Here is a 14,324-nt window from a genome sequence, read left to right on the forward strand (position 1 = left end):
GGTCACCAGGTGACGACGAGGGTCTTCGGGCCCCGGATGAAGCCCTTGCTCTGGAACGGCGTGTCCTGCGGGTCACCGGCCAGCCGCAGCTTCGGATAGCGGGCGAGCAGTGTGGAGATCATGACCTCGGACTCCATCCGGGACAGCATCGCGCCCATGCAGTGGTGCGGTCCGTGCCCGAAGGACAGATGGGCGGTGCCCTGCCGGTCGAAGTCGACCGTGTCGGGGTCCTCGAAGATCTCGGGGTCGCGGTTGGCCGCGAGGTACGAGGCGTAGACGGCCTCACCCGCGCGGATCTGCACCCCGCCGACCTCGACGTCCTCCGTGGCGATCCGGGGCAGGCCCACGCCGTTGCGGTGCGGGATGTGCCGGATCAGCTCGTCCACGGCCTGCGGCAGGATCTCCGGCTCCCGGCGCAGCCGTGCCGTCAGCTCCGGCTGGGTGAGAAGCATGAAGACCATGTTGGCGGTGTTGTAGCGGACCGCGTGGGCGCCGCTGACGAGGATCGCCGTCGCGAGGGAGACCGCCTCGTCCTCGGTGATGTCCCCGGCGTCCAGCGCCTCCGCGAGCGCCCCGGCGAGGTCGTCCGACGGCTGCCCCCGGCGGGAGCGCAGCAGGGAGACGATGAACTCCCGGACATGGGCCTTGGCCTCGTTGCCCGCCTTCGGGGTGGTCATCGACAGGATGATGTCGCCCCAGCCGAGCAGCCCGTCCCGTTCGGCGCGGGGCACCCCGAGCAGATCGCAGACCACGGCCAGCGGCATCGGCGCGTGCAGATGCTCGACCAGGTCGGCGGGGGAACCCTGGGCCTCCATCCGGTCGAGGAAGGTGTCGCACGTCTCCTGGGCGAGGGGCCGCAGCCGTTTCATGGCGTGCCCGGTGAACGCCTTCTGCACGCTCTTGCGCAGTCTGCTGTGGTACGGCGGGTCGGCGTAGTTGAGTCCGGCGGTCGACGCCACCCGGTGACCGGACATCCCCGTGACGGTGGTCTCCGCGAGGGCCGCCCGGCTGAAGCGGGGGTCGGAGGTGACGGTCTTGACGTCCTGGTAGCGGGTGACCAGCCAGGCCTCGTGCCGGTCCCCCGCGAAGGGCAGCGTGATCCGGGCGACCCGTTCGCCGTGCAGGACGTCGTACAGCAGCGGGTCGAAGGTGAGGGCGGGCAGGTCGTCCACGGGCCAGTCCCGTACCGGGTGGTCGGTGGCGGGGCCGTCCGACCCGGCGGGGGCGGCGGTCTGGGGGGTGCTGGGCCGGTACGTCATCGCGGTCGTTCTCCCGGTGCTGGTGCCCGTGCGGGCCCGGCGGGCGGTTCGTCCGCGGCGCGCCTTCGTCCGGGCGGCGCCGTGGCCGCCGGGCCCCTGGTCCTCGCCATGTCTTCCCGGTCCGGCCCCGGTCCGACGCGGGTTGCGGCTGGGGCCGCCTGAACGGAGCAGGGCGCCTTTGCTTGCGCCTTTGGGGTCTGCCCGGGTGGGCGCGCTTGTTCCTGTGCCGTCGCTCGTCGTTTTCGCGCAGTTCCCCGCGGGTCGCCTTCGCTTGCGCTTCTGGGTCTGTCCGACTGGGCGCACTGCGTTCCTGTGCTGTCGTTCGTGGGTTTTGCGCAGTTCCCCGCGGGTCGCCCTTCGCTTGCGCTTTCGAGGTCTGTCCAGGTGGGCGCGGTTGTTCCTGTACCGTCGCTCGTCGTTTTTGCGCAGTTCCCCGCGCCCCTTTGGGGCGCATCCGGTCGGTTGTTCGGGTCGGTGCCGGTCGGGATTCTCCGTCCTCGCTCCAACGCGCTCGGTACGGACGTCCACTGGCCGTACTGATGGCGTCGGAGTCTGCGGGCAGAGATTCCCGCCCACCCCCTCCCGCAGCAGCGCGGGTCCGCGAGGAAGGTGGTTCCGCACACGAAGGACAACGGGAACGAGGCGCCCCCAAAGGGGCGCGGGGAACTGCGCAAAACGAGGACCGGCCCGCACCCGAAGAACGGCCGCAAGGGGGCAGCATCCAGGGGCGCGGGGAACTGCGCGAGCAACCAAGGGCCACCCGCACCCGAACAGGAACCGTAAGAGGCGCGACCTCAGGGGCGCGGGGAACTGCGCATCCAAGAACGACCCGCACGGGGACCAGTGCGCCCGGCACAGGGAACCCGGAGGCGTGACCGGGTCAGGTGGGGCCGAAGAGGGTGGACAGGTCTCGGTCCACCGCTTCGGTGAGGGGTTCCTGGCCCGCCGGGACCAGGGAGTACGTACGCAGGAGGAACCGGCGCAGTACGGGCTCGTCGAACTGGACGAGCGCCATGCCGCCGGCGGAATGCACCTCCAGGACGGTCCGGGCCCGACCGCAGGGCCAGACATGGACGTCACCGCACCCCGCGGGCACCCGCAGCCCGCGTTCCAGCAGCTCGCGACCGAAGACCCAGACGACCTCGGAGCCGTCGGCACCGACCTCCGCCGGGAACACCACCTGGACGGCCAGCGGGTCGTCCACCACGTAGCGCAGGGCGACGGTGATGCCGTGTTCCTGCCGTTCGGGGGTGATGAGCCGGGCCCTGGTCTGCTGTCGGAGGGTCACGGACATGGTCGGACTCCCGTTCTGGTCGTGTGCTCGTCCGTTCGACCCGCTGGGGGTCCTGGTGTTCCGCGCCGCCTCCGCCTGGTCGGGTGATGTACGTCACATCAAGCTTAGGGCTCCGGCATTCCTCGTATAACGCCATGGATATGCCGCAATGCGGACGGAGTGGATTCGCGCAGATGCGCGACGACCCCCCGTCACCAGGCGGGTACGCGGAGTGGGACACTGGCGGGACCCTCACGGCCGGACCTGGAACGGGGTCGTCCGGATCGCCTGAGGCATATGCCGTCCGCAACTCCCGTCCGGTTGTTGCCGAATGCCTTACGGCACCTGCCCCGCTGTGCGACAGTCGTCACGGTCCTTCCGCCAGTCCTGGCCGTACCGTTCCCTCTCGGAGTACGACATGCCGCCCCACGTCTCCGCGGACCGCGCAGCGGACCCGCCGCCACCGCCGCGTGGCCCGGTCGAGTCGCTGATCACGCAGACCCGCCGACTACGGGGGGAGGTCGACGCGGTACGCCGCGAGACCCCCCCGGACGACACCGACGCCCAGGGCCGCTGGCAGCGTGCCCTGTGCGAACTGGCCCTGCACCAGCTGGACGACCTGGACGAGCATCTCGCCCAGCTCCGCGAAGGCCCCCCGGGCAGCGTCCCGCCGCCGCACGTCCCGCGCGGCCCCGTGATCCCGCCGCCCCTGGCCCGCCGCCAGGAACCCCGGCCGGGTTCGCTGCTCAGCCGGGTCGGCAGCGCCGAATGGGACCTCCTCACCGACCAGGCCGTCTGGTCCGGCGAGCTGTACGCGATTCTCGGCCGGGACCCCGCGGGCGGCCCGCTCACCCTGGACGAACTGCCCTCGGTGGTGCATGTCGAGGACCAGCCGCTGCTCACCACGATGGTCACGGGCTGCCTCATCGACGGCAGGCCCATCGACGGCGAGTTCCGGGTGGCCCGCGCGGACGGCAGTCTGCGCACCGTCCATATGATGGGCGAACCCGTCCTCGACGCGGACGGCAGCACCGCCGCGATGTGGGCCGTGCTGCGGGACGTCAGCGAACTGCGCCGCAGTGAACGGGCCGTACGCGACAACCATGAGGCCCTGCACCGCGAACGCCACCGCGAACAGGCCGAGCACCGGGTCGCCGTCGCCCTCCAGGAAGCCGTACTCCCCCCATGGGGCGGGTCGTTGCGCTTCCCGCGGCGCGGTACGGGCGCCCTCGACCTCGCCGCGCGCTATCTGCCCTCCTCGACCAGCGCCCTCATCGGCGGCGACTGGTACGACGCGATGGAACTGCCCGGACCCGAGGTGCTGCTCAGCGTCGGCGACCTCACCGGGCACGGGGTGCCCGTCACCTCCGGGATGGCGCTGCTGCTCGGCGCCCTGCGCGGGATGGCCGTCTCCGGCACCGAACCGGCGCCGATCCTCGGCTGGCTCAACCAGCTCCTCGACGACTCCGTCCAGCCCTCCCTCGGCAGCGCGGTGGCCTGCCGCTACCGGCCCGCCACCCGCACCCTGGTGTGGGCGCAGGCCGGGCACCCCGCCCCGCTGCTGTTCCGCGACGGGACGGGGCACGCGCTGACCCCGCCGGGCGGCGTCCTCCTCGGCGCCACCACCGGAGCCGTCTACGAGCAGGCCGAGGAACGGCTCAGGCCCGGTGACCTGCTGCTGATGTACACCGACGGACTGGTGCCGCGGCGCGCCGGGACCGCCGCCCAGCAGCGTCTCCTGGCGCTGGCACCCCGGTTCGCCGGGGCACGCACCGCCCAGGACTGCGTACGGACGGTCGTCGAGGAACTCGGCGGCAGGGAACGCGAGGACGACGCCTGTGTGCTGGTCGCGAGGGTCGTCGACTGAGCACAAGCGGGCAGCGCCCGCCGGGGGGTCACACCACGGCCGGACCGGCCCCCGGCTGCTTCTCGCGCGGCGGCGGCATCACCATCTTGATGTCCTCGCGCAGCTCCTCGATCCGGGGATAGCCCGTGAACTGGCCGGTGAGCCGGTACATCTCCCGCAGCCGGTCCCAGGTGCGGTGGGAGGAGTTCGCCCCGATCGAGGACAGGGCGAGCCGCGCGTAGACGTCCGCCTGCTCCGGGTCGTCGGCGATGAAGCACGCCGAGGCCAGGGAGATGTGGTCGAAGATCTGCGACCGGTCGTGCCCGTCGCTGCGCAGCTTCAGGGCCTTCTTGGCATGGCGCTGCGCGGTGCGCGCGGCGGCCGGCTCGTGCTCCGCGAGGGTGCGGTAGGCGAGGGCCTGCATACCGTGCAGATCCGCCTCGTCGAACATCTGCATCCAGCTCGGCGGCGGCACATCGCCCTTGTCGGAGACGAACAGGTCCTCCGCGTGCCCGAGGGTGCGGCGCATGGCCTGGCCGCGTCCCATGGACGCCTGCGCCCAGGCCTCGATGGTGTAGAGCATGGCCCGGGTCCGGGGCAGCGTCTCGTCACCGGAGCCGGACTGGGCGAGTGTCATCAGGTCCAGGGCGTCGTCGGGCCGCCCCAGATGGACCATCTGACGGGCCGCCCTGGACAGCGCCTCGCTCGCGCGCGGCCGGTCACCGCCCTCGCGGGCCGCGTGCGCGGCGATGACGAAGTACTTCTGGGCGGTGGGTTCGAGGCCGACGTCGTGGGACATCCAGCCCGCGAGCACGGCGAGGTTGGCGGCGACGCCCCACAGCCGCCGCTGGAGGGGTTCGGGGTGCCGGTAGGTGAGCATCCCGCCCACCTCGTTGAGCTGGCCCACCACGGCCTTGCGCTGGAGTCCGCCGCCGCGCTGCGCGTCCCATTTGCGGAAGACCTCGACCGATGCCTCCAGGCCCTCGATCTCCTGCACCCCGATGGGGGCGGCCTCGTAGCGGTCGTATCCGGCGGGGTCGGCGTGGAGGGGGTCGAGGAGGCGGGGGGCGTCGGCCGCGAGGACCGGATCGGCGTGCAGCCAGTCGTGCATCGCACTGCTGAGTGCGGAGCCGGCGGCGAGCACGGCACCCGCGCCCACCAAGCCGCGTCGGTTGAGCATGAGATCCATTCCCGTGAATTCGGTGAGGACCGCCGCCGTCCGGTCGGGTGCCCAGGACACTCCGTCGGGATGCTCCACGCTCCCGGCGTCGCGCCGCTTGCGCGGGCGCCCGTGCCGGACCAGAGCGAGATCCTCGATGGTCACGACACGGCCGAGCCGCTCGGTGAACAGCGCCGCCAGCACCCTCGGCACCGGATCGCGCGGAATCTCCCCCGCGTCGATCCAACGCCGCACCCGCGAGGTGTCGGTGGCCAGCTGCGGATGGCCCATGGCCGCCGCCTGCCGGTTCACCAGTCTCGCGAGTTCGCCCTTCGACCAGCCGGTCAGGCCGAACAGGTCGCAAAGGCGGGTGTTGGGTGGTCCGCTCACGTCAAGCCCCCAGGTTCTCGGCTGGCCTGACAGTATCTCCGGCCACCCCCGTGGCAGATGCTGAGCGACTATTCGCCAGGGTTCGCCAGGGTGCGCCACATGGTGTGCCACCACGTCGTGGGTGTCAGGTAGGAAAGCGCCACCCCGGCCCGGCGGCCGAAGGAGCACTCCCCAGGGTGCCCGTCGGCCGCCGGCCGGGAGGCGCAGGCAATCCGTCGGCACACGAAGGGATCTGTTTCGCCCATGTACGCAGCGTCGTCCTCCGTGTCCGCTCCCCCCCGGCCCCAGCACAACCCCCTCACCCGCGCAGTCCCGCCGCCCGGCAGGACCCGTGAGGTACCCCCGCAGCCCGGCGCCGGTCCCTATCTGGACCCCACGCGCTCGGCGCTCGGGGGCCGGCCCCGGCGGGTGGCAGGACTCGGCACAGGACCGCTCAGCGGACGACTCGACCTCTCCGGGCCCCAGGGCGCGCAGCTGCGCACGGCCATCGGCTCCGTGCACCGGATCTGCCCGGAGTTCAGCCCGGTGCAGGTGCTGCGGCGCAGCGGCCGTTCCGTGCTGCTCGTCGGTACGACGGGACGCGGCACGGCGGTCGCCAAGTGCCTGCTGGACCAGTCGCCGGCGTGGGCGGAGCGGAGCAGGCACGAAATAGCGGTGTACCGCACGTTCGTCCGGCACCGGCCGCCTGTGCGGGTGCCGAGACTGATCGCGGCGGACCCGGACAACTGCACCCTGGTCATCGAGCGGATGCCCGGCCGCCCGGCGGCCCTGCAACGGCATCCGGTCCAGGCACCGCCCCGGGCGGACATCCGCGCCGCGCTCGGGGCGGTGTGCAGGCTCAACCAGTGGCAGCCGCCGGAGGGTGCCTTCGGCAGGCCGCTGGACTACGGCACCAGGATCAACCGGTACCACGAGCTGGGCCTGCTGACAGATCGTGACCTGGGCGATCTCCAGAAGCTGCTGCACGGGATCGCGCAGGTGGCCCAGAACACCGGGCGGCAGAGCATGCTCCAGTTCTGCCACGGCGACGCGCTCCTGTCGAACATGCTGCTGTCCCCGGCGGGGCCGGTACTGGTGGACTGGGAGCACGCGGGCTGGTACCTGCCGGGCTACGACCTGGCGACGCTGTGGGCGGTCCTCGGTGACGCGCCGATGGCCCGTCGTCAGATCATCGCCCTCGCCCACGCGGCGGGCACGGCGTCCCGGGACGCGTTCCTGGTCAATCTGATGCTGGTGCTGACCCGGGAGATCAGGATGTACGAGACGGCCGTGCAGCGTTCGATGCACGAGGGGCCGCCGCCGATGGCCCAGGGGCACGGCCAACCGGGTGCCCTCCCGTCGGGTGAGGAACAGCGGCTGCTGCTGAGGCGGCTGCACGACGACTGCCAGATGGTCCGCCGGGCCGTCCGCGCGGCCGTCGGCACCCGCTGACCGGCGGGCGCGCCGCCCGCCGGGGCGGTGACCGGCACGAAGGTCCGCGGAGCACCCTCGTCATGGGGGCGTTCCGCGGGCCTTCGGGCGTTCCCGGGCCCGGCGCCGGGAAGTGTGACGGTCCGTCGGCGAGCGGGTACGGGTGATGCGGTCCGCCCCGGCGCCCCCGCGCCCGACCCCGGAGGTACGTCTTGCCAGGTCCGTCCGTCCGCCGCTCCCCCGGCGCCCCGCCCGACCCGTCCCGGGCGGGTGCGCTGCCCCGTGCCGTACGGTCCGCCGTCCCGGCGCTGCTGCTCCTGCCGCTGCTGGGGGCGGCGCCGCCCGGTGCGCGGGCCGCGGACCCGGCAGGGCGGCTCCAGGACGTGTTCACCTCGGCGGCGGCCGAGTACGGGGTGCCGCCGAGCGTGCTGCTCGGGGTGGCGTACCTCCAGTCGCGCTGGGACGGGCACGGCGGGGCGCCGAGCGTGACCGGCGGGTACGGGCCGATGCATCTGACGGACGCCCGGACCGCGCTGGAGCGCTCCGCGCGCCCGCACCACGACGACCCGGCCGGGGACCCGAGGGGCGATCAGGCCCGGCCCGCCGCCGTACGCCCCGGCCCGGCCGACCTCGCGCCCGATCCCCGGCGGCTTCCGGACCGGCTGACGACCCTGCCCCGGGCCGCCGCCCTGACCGGAATGGCCGCCGGAACGCTGCGCGGCGATCCGGCCGCGAACGTCCGGGGCGGGGCCGCGCTGCTCGCGGACGCCCAGCGGCGGCTCGGCCGGCCCGCCGGTGGTGACCCGGCCGACTGGTACGGGGCGGTGGCGCGGTTCTCGGGTGCCACGGACCGGGCGGGGGCCTTCGCCTACGCCGACGAGGTGTTCACGGTGATCCGGCAGGGCGCGGCGCGGACCACCGACAGCGGCCAGCGGGTGACGCTCGCGGCCCGTGCCGTGCCGCGCCCCGAGGCCGGCGCGCGGACGCCGGACCCCTCGCGCGCCGAGTGCCCGCCGGACCTGTCCTGCACCTGGCTCCCCGCCCCGTACCAGGAACTGGGCGACGGCGACTACGGCAACCATGATCTCGCCGACCGGCCGCGCGACCAGCGCGTGGACTTCATCGTCGTCCATGACACGGAGACGACCTGGGACCGGACCCTGAAACTGGTGGCCGACCCCGCGTATGTGTCGTGGCACTACACGATCCGCTCCACGGACGGACAGATCGCCCAGCATGTGCGGACCAAGGACGTGGGCTGGCACGCGGGCAACTGGCACGTGAACGCGCGGTCGGTGGGGATCGAGCACGAGGGATTCCTCGCCGAGCCGGACGCCTGGTACACGGAGGCGATGTACCGGTCGTCCGCGCGGCTGGTGGCGTATCTGGCGCGCGAGTTCCAGGTCCCGCTGGACCGCGCGCACATCATCGGCCACGACAACGTGCCGGGTGCCACGGCCAAGAGCGTGCCCGGGATGCACACCGATCCTGGCCCGTTCTGGGACTGGCGTCACTACTTCGAGCTGCTGGGCGCGCCGTTCGAAGCGGCGCCGGACGCGAGCGGCGCGCTGGTGACGGTACTCCCCGGCTACGACGCCAACCGGCCCGAGTTCCTGGGATGTTCGGAGCCGGGGGTGCCCTGTCCGGCGCACGGTTCGGGCGCGCTGCGGGTGCGCACGGAGCCCCGCGACGACGCGCCGCTCGTCCCGGACGCCGGGCTCCGGCCGGACGGCGGCGCCACGACGGCCGGGGTCAACGACACCGGGGCGCGGCTGTCCACCGGGCAGCGGTACGCGGTGGCGGAGCGGAGCGGGGAGTGGACGGCGGTCTGGTACCTGGGCCGCAAGGGGTGGTTCAGGGATCCGGCGGAGCGAGGGGTGACGGTGCCTTCGCGGGGGGTCGTGGTGACACCGAAGCCGGGGCTCGTGGACGTCCCGGTGTACGGGCGGGCGTATCCGGAGGCCGCGGCGTATCCGTCGGAGGTGCCGGTCCAGCCGTTGTCGCCGCTTCCGTACCGGCTCGGGGCGGGCCAGCGGTATGTGTCGGGCGGCGAGGTGCGGGGCGAGTTCTTCCACGCGCCGTCGTTCGACACCGGGAAGCACCGGGTGGTGCGCGGTACGGAGGGCTACCACCTGATCCAGTTCGGGCACCGGGTGGCGTATGTGCGGACGGCGGACGTGGTGGTGCGGGAGGCCGGCTGACCGGCGGACACCCCCGGGACGACGGGACCCCGCGGGGCCGGCTGCCGCGCGGGGTAGGGGGACGGTCGGTGGATCAGCCCTGCTGGAAGAGTTCCGCGGGCAGGGGCTTCAGAAGGGCGTAGAGGTCGTCGGTGATGGGACGGTCCCAGGCGGCGATGGTGACGAGGACGCCGTCGCTGCGGTCGAACTGGACACAGGAGATCCGGCTCTCGGAGAGCTTGATCCGGCGCACGATGAGGAGGTTGTCGCCCTGCATCACCGGTACGTCCTCGGAGCCCGTGACGGTGACCTCCTCGTCGTTCTCCAGGGCGAGCAGGAGCTGGGCGACCTCGAAGGGGATCTGGCCGTCGGCGACCTCGCGGGCGGGGGAGCCCGTGGGGAGGTTGCCGATGATCATCGCGGGGCCACGCCCGCCGAACAGGTCGTAGCGCAGGAACACACCCTGACAACTGCCGTCGGGGGCCGGCAGGAGTCCGGCGCCGAGGTTGCCGGGCCAGTCGCCCGGGTCCATGGCCAGAACGTCGAAGTCAGGGCCCGCAGGGGTCGCGGCGCCGCGTCGGCGGAGGAAGGACATGCGGCCATGGTACGTCGTGGAGCGGGCCGGAATCCGCCGTGCGGGCGGATGTCCGCGAAGGCGCTCAGCCCGCCGCCCGGTGGCGTTCGTGATGGCGGGCGACCCGGGCCCGGTTGCCGCAGGAGGGCTTGCACCATTCCTGGCGCGGATGGTCCTTGAGGAAGTAGCGGACGCAGCGGGGGGCGTGGCAGGCCCGCAGCCGCGCCAGATCAGGGCCGGTGAGGAAGTCCGCGGCGGCGCTCGCGAGGGTGGCGAGGAGCAGGTCACCGGGTTCGGCGGGGGCGGCGGGTAGGTGCCGCGCGGTGGGCCGGTCGCCCTCGGGCCAGCGCAGCACGGGGACGGTGGGGACCCGGCGCGCGGCGGTGTTCAGCACGGCGAGGGCGTCGGGTACGGGCATGAGGCGATCCGCGTCGGCGGGGCTGGGGGCCGCCGGGCGCACGGCCCGGGCGAGCAGCGCCCGCAGTGCGGCGCGCAGCTCGCGGACCTGTCCGAGAGTGGCCGGATCCGCTGTGCCGCGGTCCGCGCCCGGGACGGGGCCGAAGGCCTCGGCCCGCCGCTGGACCCAGGCGGTGAGGCCCGCGATGTCGCCGAGGTCGTCGGCGACCCCGCCACGGCCGTCGTGACGGATGGTGAGCGCGAGGTCCAGGGCGAGGGGCGGGGCCGCCGGGACGGCGGAGGGCGGGGCTTCCATGTCCGCCATTGTACCGGTGCTAATGATAACTTCCACTGTAACCATTAGCCGGATGGGGCCGATCACGGGAGGGCACCGGATGCGCGGATCACCGGGCACACACACGAGCGGGCACGCGGACACCCGCACGGGCACCGGGCAGGCGTCGCGGGAGGAGAGCGGCGATCTCCGTGAACTGCTGCGCGGGCTGGAGGTGTTCGGCGGGGAGCTGCCCGGGTTCGATCCCGCGGCGGCGCCGGACACCCCGGTGGAGCTGTTCACCGAGTGGCTGCGGCACGCGCTGCGCTCCGGGGTCCGCGAACCGCACGCGATGACCCTGTCGACGGCGGACCACCAGGGCGATCCGGTGGCGCGGACCCTGATCCTCAAGGGCGTGGACCGGGACGGCTGGCGCTTCGCGGCGGACCGCACCAGCCCCAAGGGCCGCCAGCTCGCGGCCCGCCCGTACGCGGCACTCACGTTCTACTGGCCGCCGCTGGCCCGGCAGGTCCGGGTGCGGGGGCCCGTCGTGGCGGAGGACGCCGACCGGAGCGCGGCGGACTTCCTGGCCCGGGGCGCGGGCGCCCGTGCCGAGGCCCTGCTGGGGCGGCAGTCGGAGCCCCTCACGGACCTCGGTGAACGCGACCGCGCGGTGGCCGCGTCCCTGGCCCGGCTGGACCGGGAGCCGGGTCTGGTCCCTTCGGGCTGGACCCTGCACACCGTACGGCCGGAGTCGGTCGAGTTCTGGCAGGGCGACAAGGAGCGGCGGCACACCCGGCTGCGCTACACCCCCGGGGCGGCGGGCTGGCACCGGGAGTTGCTGTGGCCGTGAGGGGCGACGCCCTCGACTACTGGCGGGCCGGGACGGGCATGGTGCCCGACGAGGTGTGGGAACATCCCGGACCGCGTGTGCTGGTACTCGCGGAGAACGGCCTGACCGTCCTACCAGACCGGATCGGCACCCTGCGTGAGCTGCACACCCTCGATCTCGGGCACAACCGCCTCACGACGCTGCCGGACAGCATCGGCGACCTCACCGGTCTCGACCGGTGCCTCTACGTCCACGACAACCGGCTCACCGAGCTGCCCGACTCCCTGGGGCGGCTGCGGCGGCTGACGTATCTGAACGTCGGCGAGAACCGGCTCACCGCACTGCCGGGCAGCCTCGGGGGTCTGCGCGCGCTGGTGGAGCTGCGCGCACAGCACAACGAACTCGCCTCACTCCCGGAGGAGTTGGGCTCGCTCGTCGCACTGCGGGAACTCTGGCTGCGCGGCAACCGCCTCACGGACCTGCCCCGTTCGGCGGGGCTGCTGCGGGAGTTGCGGGAACTGGAGCTGCGGGAGAACGCCTTCACCGCCGTACCCGAGGCGCTGCGCGGACTGCCGTCGCTGCGGCGCCTGGACCTGCGGGGCAACGCGGTGCGGGAACTGCCGGACTGGGTCGCGCAACTGCCCGCGCTGGAGAAGCTCGATCTGCGATGGAACGGTACGGAGGTGGCCCCCGCGCTGTTGCGGCGGCTGACCGGGCGGGGCTGTGTGGTGCTGCGCTGAGCGTTCCGGGACGGGGTGCGATCCGGTCCGGCGCCTGAGCGGGTCCGGCTTCTGATCCTGCCCGGCGCCTCACCCGGTACGGCTTCTGAACCGGTCCGGCGTCTTGCGGGCGCCCGTCGTGCGAGGCGGGTCGCCCGTCCGTGTACGGGGGCCCGGGGTGTCACGTACAGGGGGCCGGGGCGTCACGTGCGGCGGGTCGGCGCGTCACGTGCGGCGGGGCCGGGGCGCGGGGAGCGTGTCCGCCGCGTCCCGGCCCCGCCGGGGGTGCCGGGCCGGGAAGCTCCTATAGATCGTCAGTCGTCCTCGCCGTCCTCCGGGGGGACGACGGCGACGGGGCTCGCCGCGTGCAGCAGCACGGCCTGGGTGACCGAGCCGAGCAGACGCGCGGGCTTCAGCAGCCGTCGGCGGTGCCGCCCCACGACGATCAGTTCGGCGTCCTTCGACGCGCCGACGATGTGTCCGGCCGCGTCCCCCGGGGCCGCGACGACCGCGACCCGTACATCGGGGTGCTCCGCGCGGTAGGGGGCGACGATGTCGCCGATCAGCGCGACGATCTCGTCCTGGGCGGCCTGCTGGTCCGACTCCGAGGGGACGAACCCGCCCACGGCCGTCCAGACGTACTCCGGCCAGGGGAAGGCCGACACCACATCGACGCGGGCGCCCATCCGGTCGGCGGCGTCGAACGCGAAGGCGAGGGTGTGGGCGTCCGGGGCCTCGACGGACGCGCCGACGACCACGCGGGGTCCGGGCTCCACCTCGGACTCGTTGTGGATCTCCCGGCCCTCCTGCGGGACGATCACCACGGGGCAGGCGGCGTCCCGGGCGGCGGCCATGCCGTTGGAGCCGAGCAGCAGGCTGGCGAAACCGCCGCGGCCGCGCGAGCCGAGCACGATGAGCTGCGCCGAGTCACCGAGACCGGGGATCACGGAGCCGGGTGAGCCCTCGTAGTCGAGGTACTCGACGAGCGGCAGTCCGGCGCGGTCGGCCAGCCGGTCGCGCACCTGGCTGAGTACGGGATCGACGGCGGGCGGCTCCTCACCGGACACCAGGACGTCGGTCTGGTTCGACGGGGCGTACTGACGGACATGGACCACCCGCAGGGTGGTGCCGCGACGTTCCGTCTCCGCCAGCGCCCAGTCCAGGGCGCGCAGGCTGCTGTCCGATCCGTCCACGGCGGCGATGACGGGCAGGGTGCTCATGGGTTCCTCGTCTTCCGGCGACTGAGTCATGACGGTTCGGCGGCCCGCGCCGCACGGCCGTCATGATCGACTGTTGCTGCTGTCAGCCTGTCGCACGGGGGGACCCCGGGACAGGGCCGAAGGTCACGTGTCCCGAAGAATCACCGGAACCGTCCCGCATCACCACCCTGGCCGGAGCCGCTGGAGCCGTCGGAGCGGTTGGGCCCGCCCGGCCGTCCCGGCCGTGCCCCGGGCTGACGGCTCCTCAGCCCGGGGCGCGACGGCGACCGGGGACGGGACGGGCGCAGCGCCCCGCGCTCGGGCACGTACACGCGGGCCCGAGCGTTCCCGCTGGCCCGAGCGTCCTCGTGGGCCTGGAGGTGTCCGTACGGGAATCGGAGTGGTCCGTGCGGGATCAGGTCAGGTCGAACTCGCCCTCGCGGGCGTTCAGCACGAAGGCCCCCCACTCGGCCGGGGTGAAGATCAGCGAGGGGCTGCCGGGGCGACGGCTGTTGCGCATCGCGATGAATCCCTCGACGAAGGCGATCTGGACGTCCCCGCGTCCACGGCTGCTCGACCGCCAGTCGGCTTCGCTCAGATCCAGTTCCGGTGTCTCCCCGCCCCTGAGCGGATAGTGCTGGGTGGTGCTGTCGGCCACGTCCGTGCTCCTCCCGGTTCGTCGGGCGGTCAGCCTAGCGAGCGGTCCGGGGCCGGGAACAGATCGCGGGCACGGCGGCGGGGACTGTTTCCGTCCGCGGGCCGTTCGCCTTCCGTTCGCGGGCCGATTCCCGTGCGCGTCGGGCGCGAGGGGGG

Annotated in this window: 12 protein-coding genes; 5 read left to right on the forward strand and 7 right to left on the reverse strand. The window is 73.4% G+C overall.

What is annotated here, in order from left to right; translation table 11 throughout:
• Positions 1-2: 2 nt before the first annotated feature.
• Together OG711_RS03565 and OG711_RS03570 are read right to left on the reverse strand one after the other, a co-directional pair.
• Positions 3-1,259, reverse strand: a complete 1,257-nt coding sequence (locus OG711_RS03565) for a cytochrome P450 (RefSeq protein WP_329558357.1) — start codon at positions 1,257-1,259, stop codon at positions 3-5.
• Positions 1,260-2,139: 880 nt separating this feature from the next.
• Positions 2,140-2,553 (reverse strand): SsgA family sporulation/cell division regulator, encoded by a 414-nt coding sequence (locus OG711_RS03570; protein WP_073786328.1) that lies wholly within the window; start codon positions 2,551-2,553, stop codon positions 2,140-2,142.
• Positions 2,554-2,950: 397 nt separating this feature from the next.
• Here OG711_RS03570 and OG711_RS03575 point away from each other — a divergent pair, with 397 nt between their 5' ends.
• Complete coding sequence (locus OG711_RS03575) at positions 2,951-4,399, forward strand: PP2C family protein-serine/threonine phosphatase (protein WP_266505247.1); 1,449 nt, start codon at positions 2,951-2,953, stop codon at positions 4,397-4,399.
• 28 nt (positions 4,400-4,427) lie between these two features.
• Here the strand turns inward: OG711_RS03575 and OG711_RS03580 are convergent, their stop codons facing one another.
• Positions 4,428-5,927, reverse strand: a complete 1,500-nt coding sequence (locus OG711_RS03580; protein WP_073786332.1) for a DNA-binding protein NsdB — start codon at positions 5,925-5,927, stop codon at positions 4,428-4,430.
• A gap of 243 nt (positions 5,928-6,170) precedes the next feature.
• On the opposite strand from OG711_RS03580, the gene OG711_RS03585 reads away from it, so the two are divergent.
• Together OG711_RS03585 and OG711_RS03590 are read left to right on the forward strand one after the other, a co-directional pair.
• Positions 6,171-7,358, forward strand: coding sequence for an aminoglycoside phosphotransferase family protein (locus tag OG711_RS03585; RefSeq protein WP_073786334.1), 1,188 nt, complete (start codon positions 6,171-6,173; stop codon positions 7,356-7,358).
• 254 nt (positions 7,359-7,612) lie between these two features.
• The gene (locus OG711_RS03590) at positions 7,613-9,538 is read left to right on the forward strand and encodes an N-acetylmuramoyl-L-alanine amidase (RefSeq protein WP_329563594.1); all 1,926 of its coding nucleotides are present in this window, start codon (positions 7,613-7,615) and stop codon (positions 9,536-9,538) included.
• Between the two features lie 73 nt (positions 9,539-9,611).
• On the opposite strand, the gene OG711_RS03595 is transcribed toward OG711_RS03590, so the two are convergent.
• Entirely contained in the window at positions 9,612-10,112 is a 501-nt protein-coding gene (locus OG711_RS03595) for a hypothetical protein (protein WP_073786336.1), read from the reverse strand.
• Between the two features lie 64 nt (positions 10,113-10,176).
• A complete protein-coding gene (locus OG711_RS03600) occupies positions 10,177-10,803 on the reverse strand; it encodes a CGNR zinc finger domain-containing protein (RefSeq protein ID WP_329558358.1) in 627 nt (208 codons plus the stop codon).
• Between the two features lie 79 nt (positions 10,804-10,882).
• Here OG711_RS03600 and OG711_RS03605 point away from each other — a divergent pair, with 79 nt between their 5' ends.
• Entirely contained in the window at positions 10,883-11,614 is a 732-nt protein-coding gene (locus OG711_RS03605) for a pyridoxine/pyridoxamine 5'-phosphate oxidase (protein WP_329558359.1), read from the forward strand.
• Between the two features lie 38 nt (positions 11,615-11,652).
• Complete coding sequence (locus OG711_RS03610) at positions 11,653-12,333, forward strand: leucine-rich repeat domain-containing protein (RefSeq protein ID WP_329563596.1); 681 nt, start codon at positions 11,653-11,655, stop codon at positions 12,331-12,333.
• A gap of 293 nt (positions 12,334-12,626) precedes the next feature.
• On the opposite strand, the gene OG711_RS03615 is transcribed toward OG711_RS03610, so the two are convergent.
• Both OG711_RS03615 and OG711_RS03620 read right to left on the reverse strand, forming a co-directional pair.
• A complete protein-coding gene (locus tag OG711_RS03615) occupies positions 12,627-13,532 on the reverse strand; it encodes a universal stress protein (protein WP_329558360.1) in 906 nt (301 codons plus the stop codon).
• A gap of 394 nt (positions 13,533-13,926) precedes the next feature.
• Positions 13,927-14,169, reverse strand: coding sequence for a DUF397 domain-containing protein (locus OG711_RS03620; RefSeq protein WP_073786342.1), 243 nt, complete (start codon positions 14,167-14,169; stop codon positions 13,927-13,929).
• Positions 14,170-14,324 lie beyond the last annotated feature (155 nt).

This window comes from Streptomyces uncialis, from assembly GCF_036250755.1.
Lineage (GTDB): Bacteria > Actinomycetota > Actinomycetes > Streptomycetales > Streptomycetaceae > Streptomyces > Streptomyces uncialis.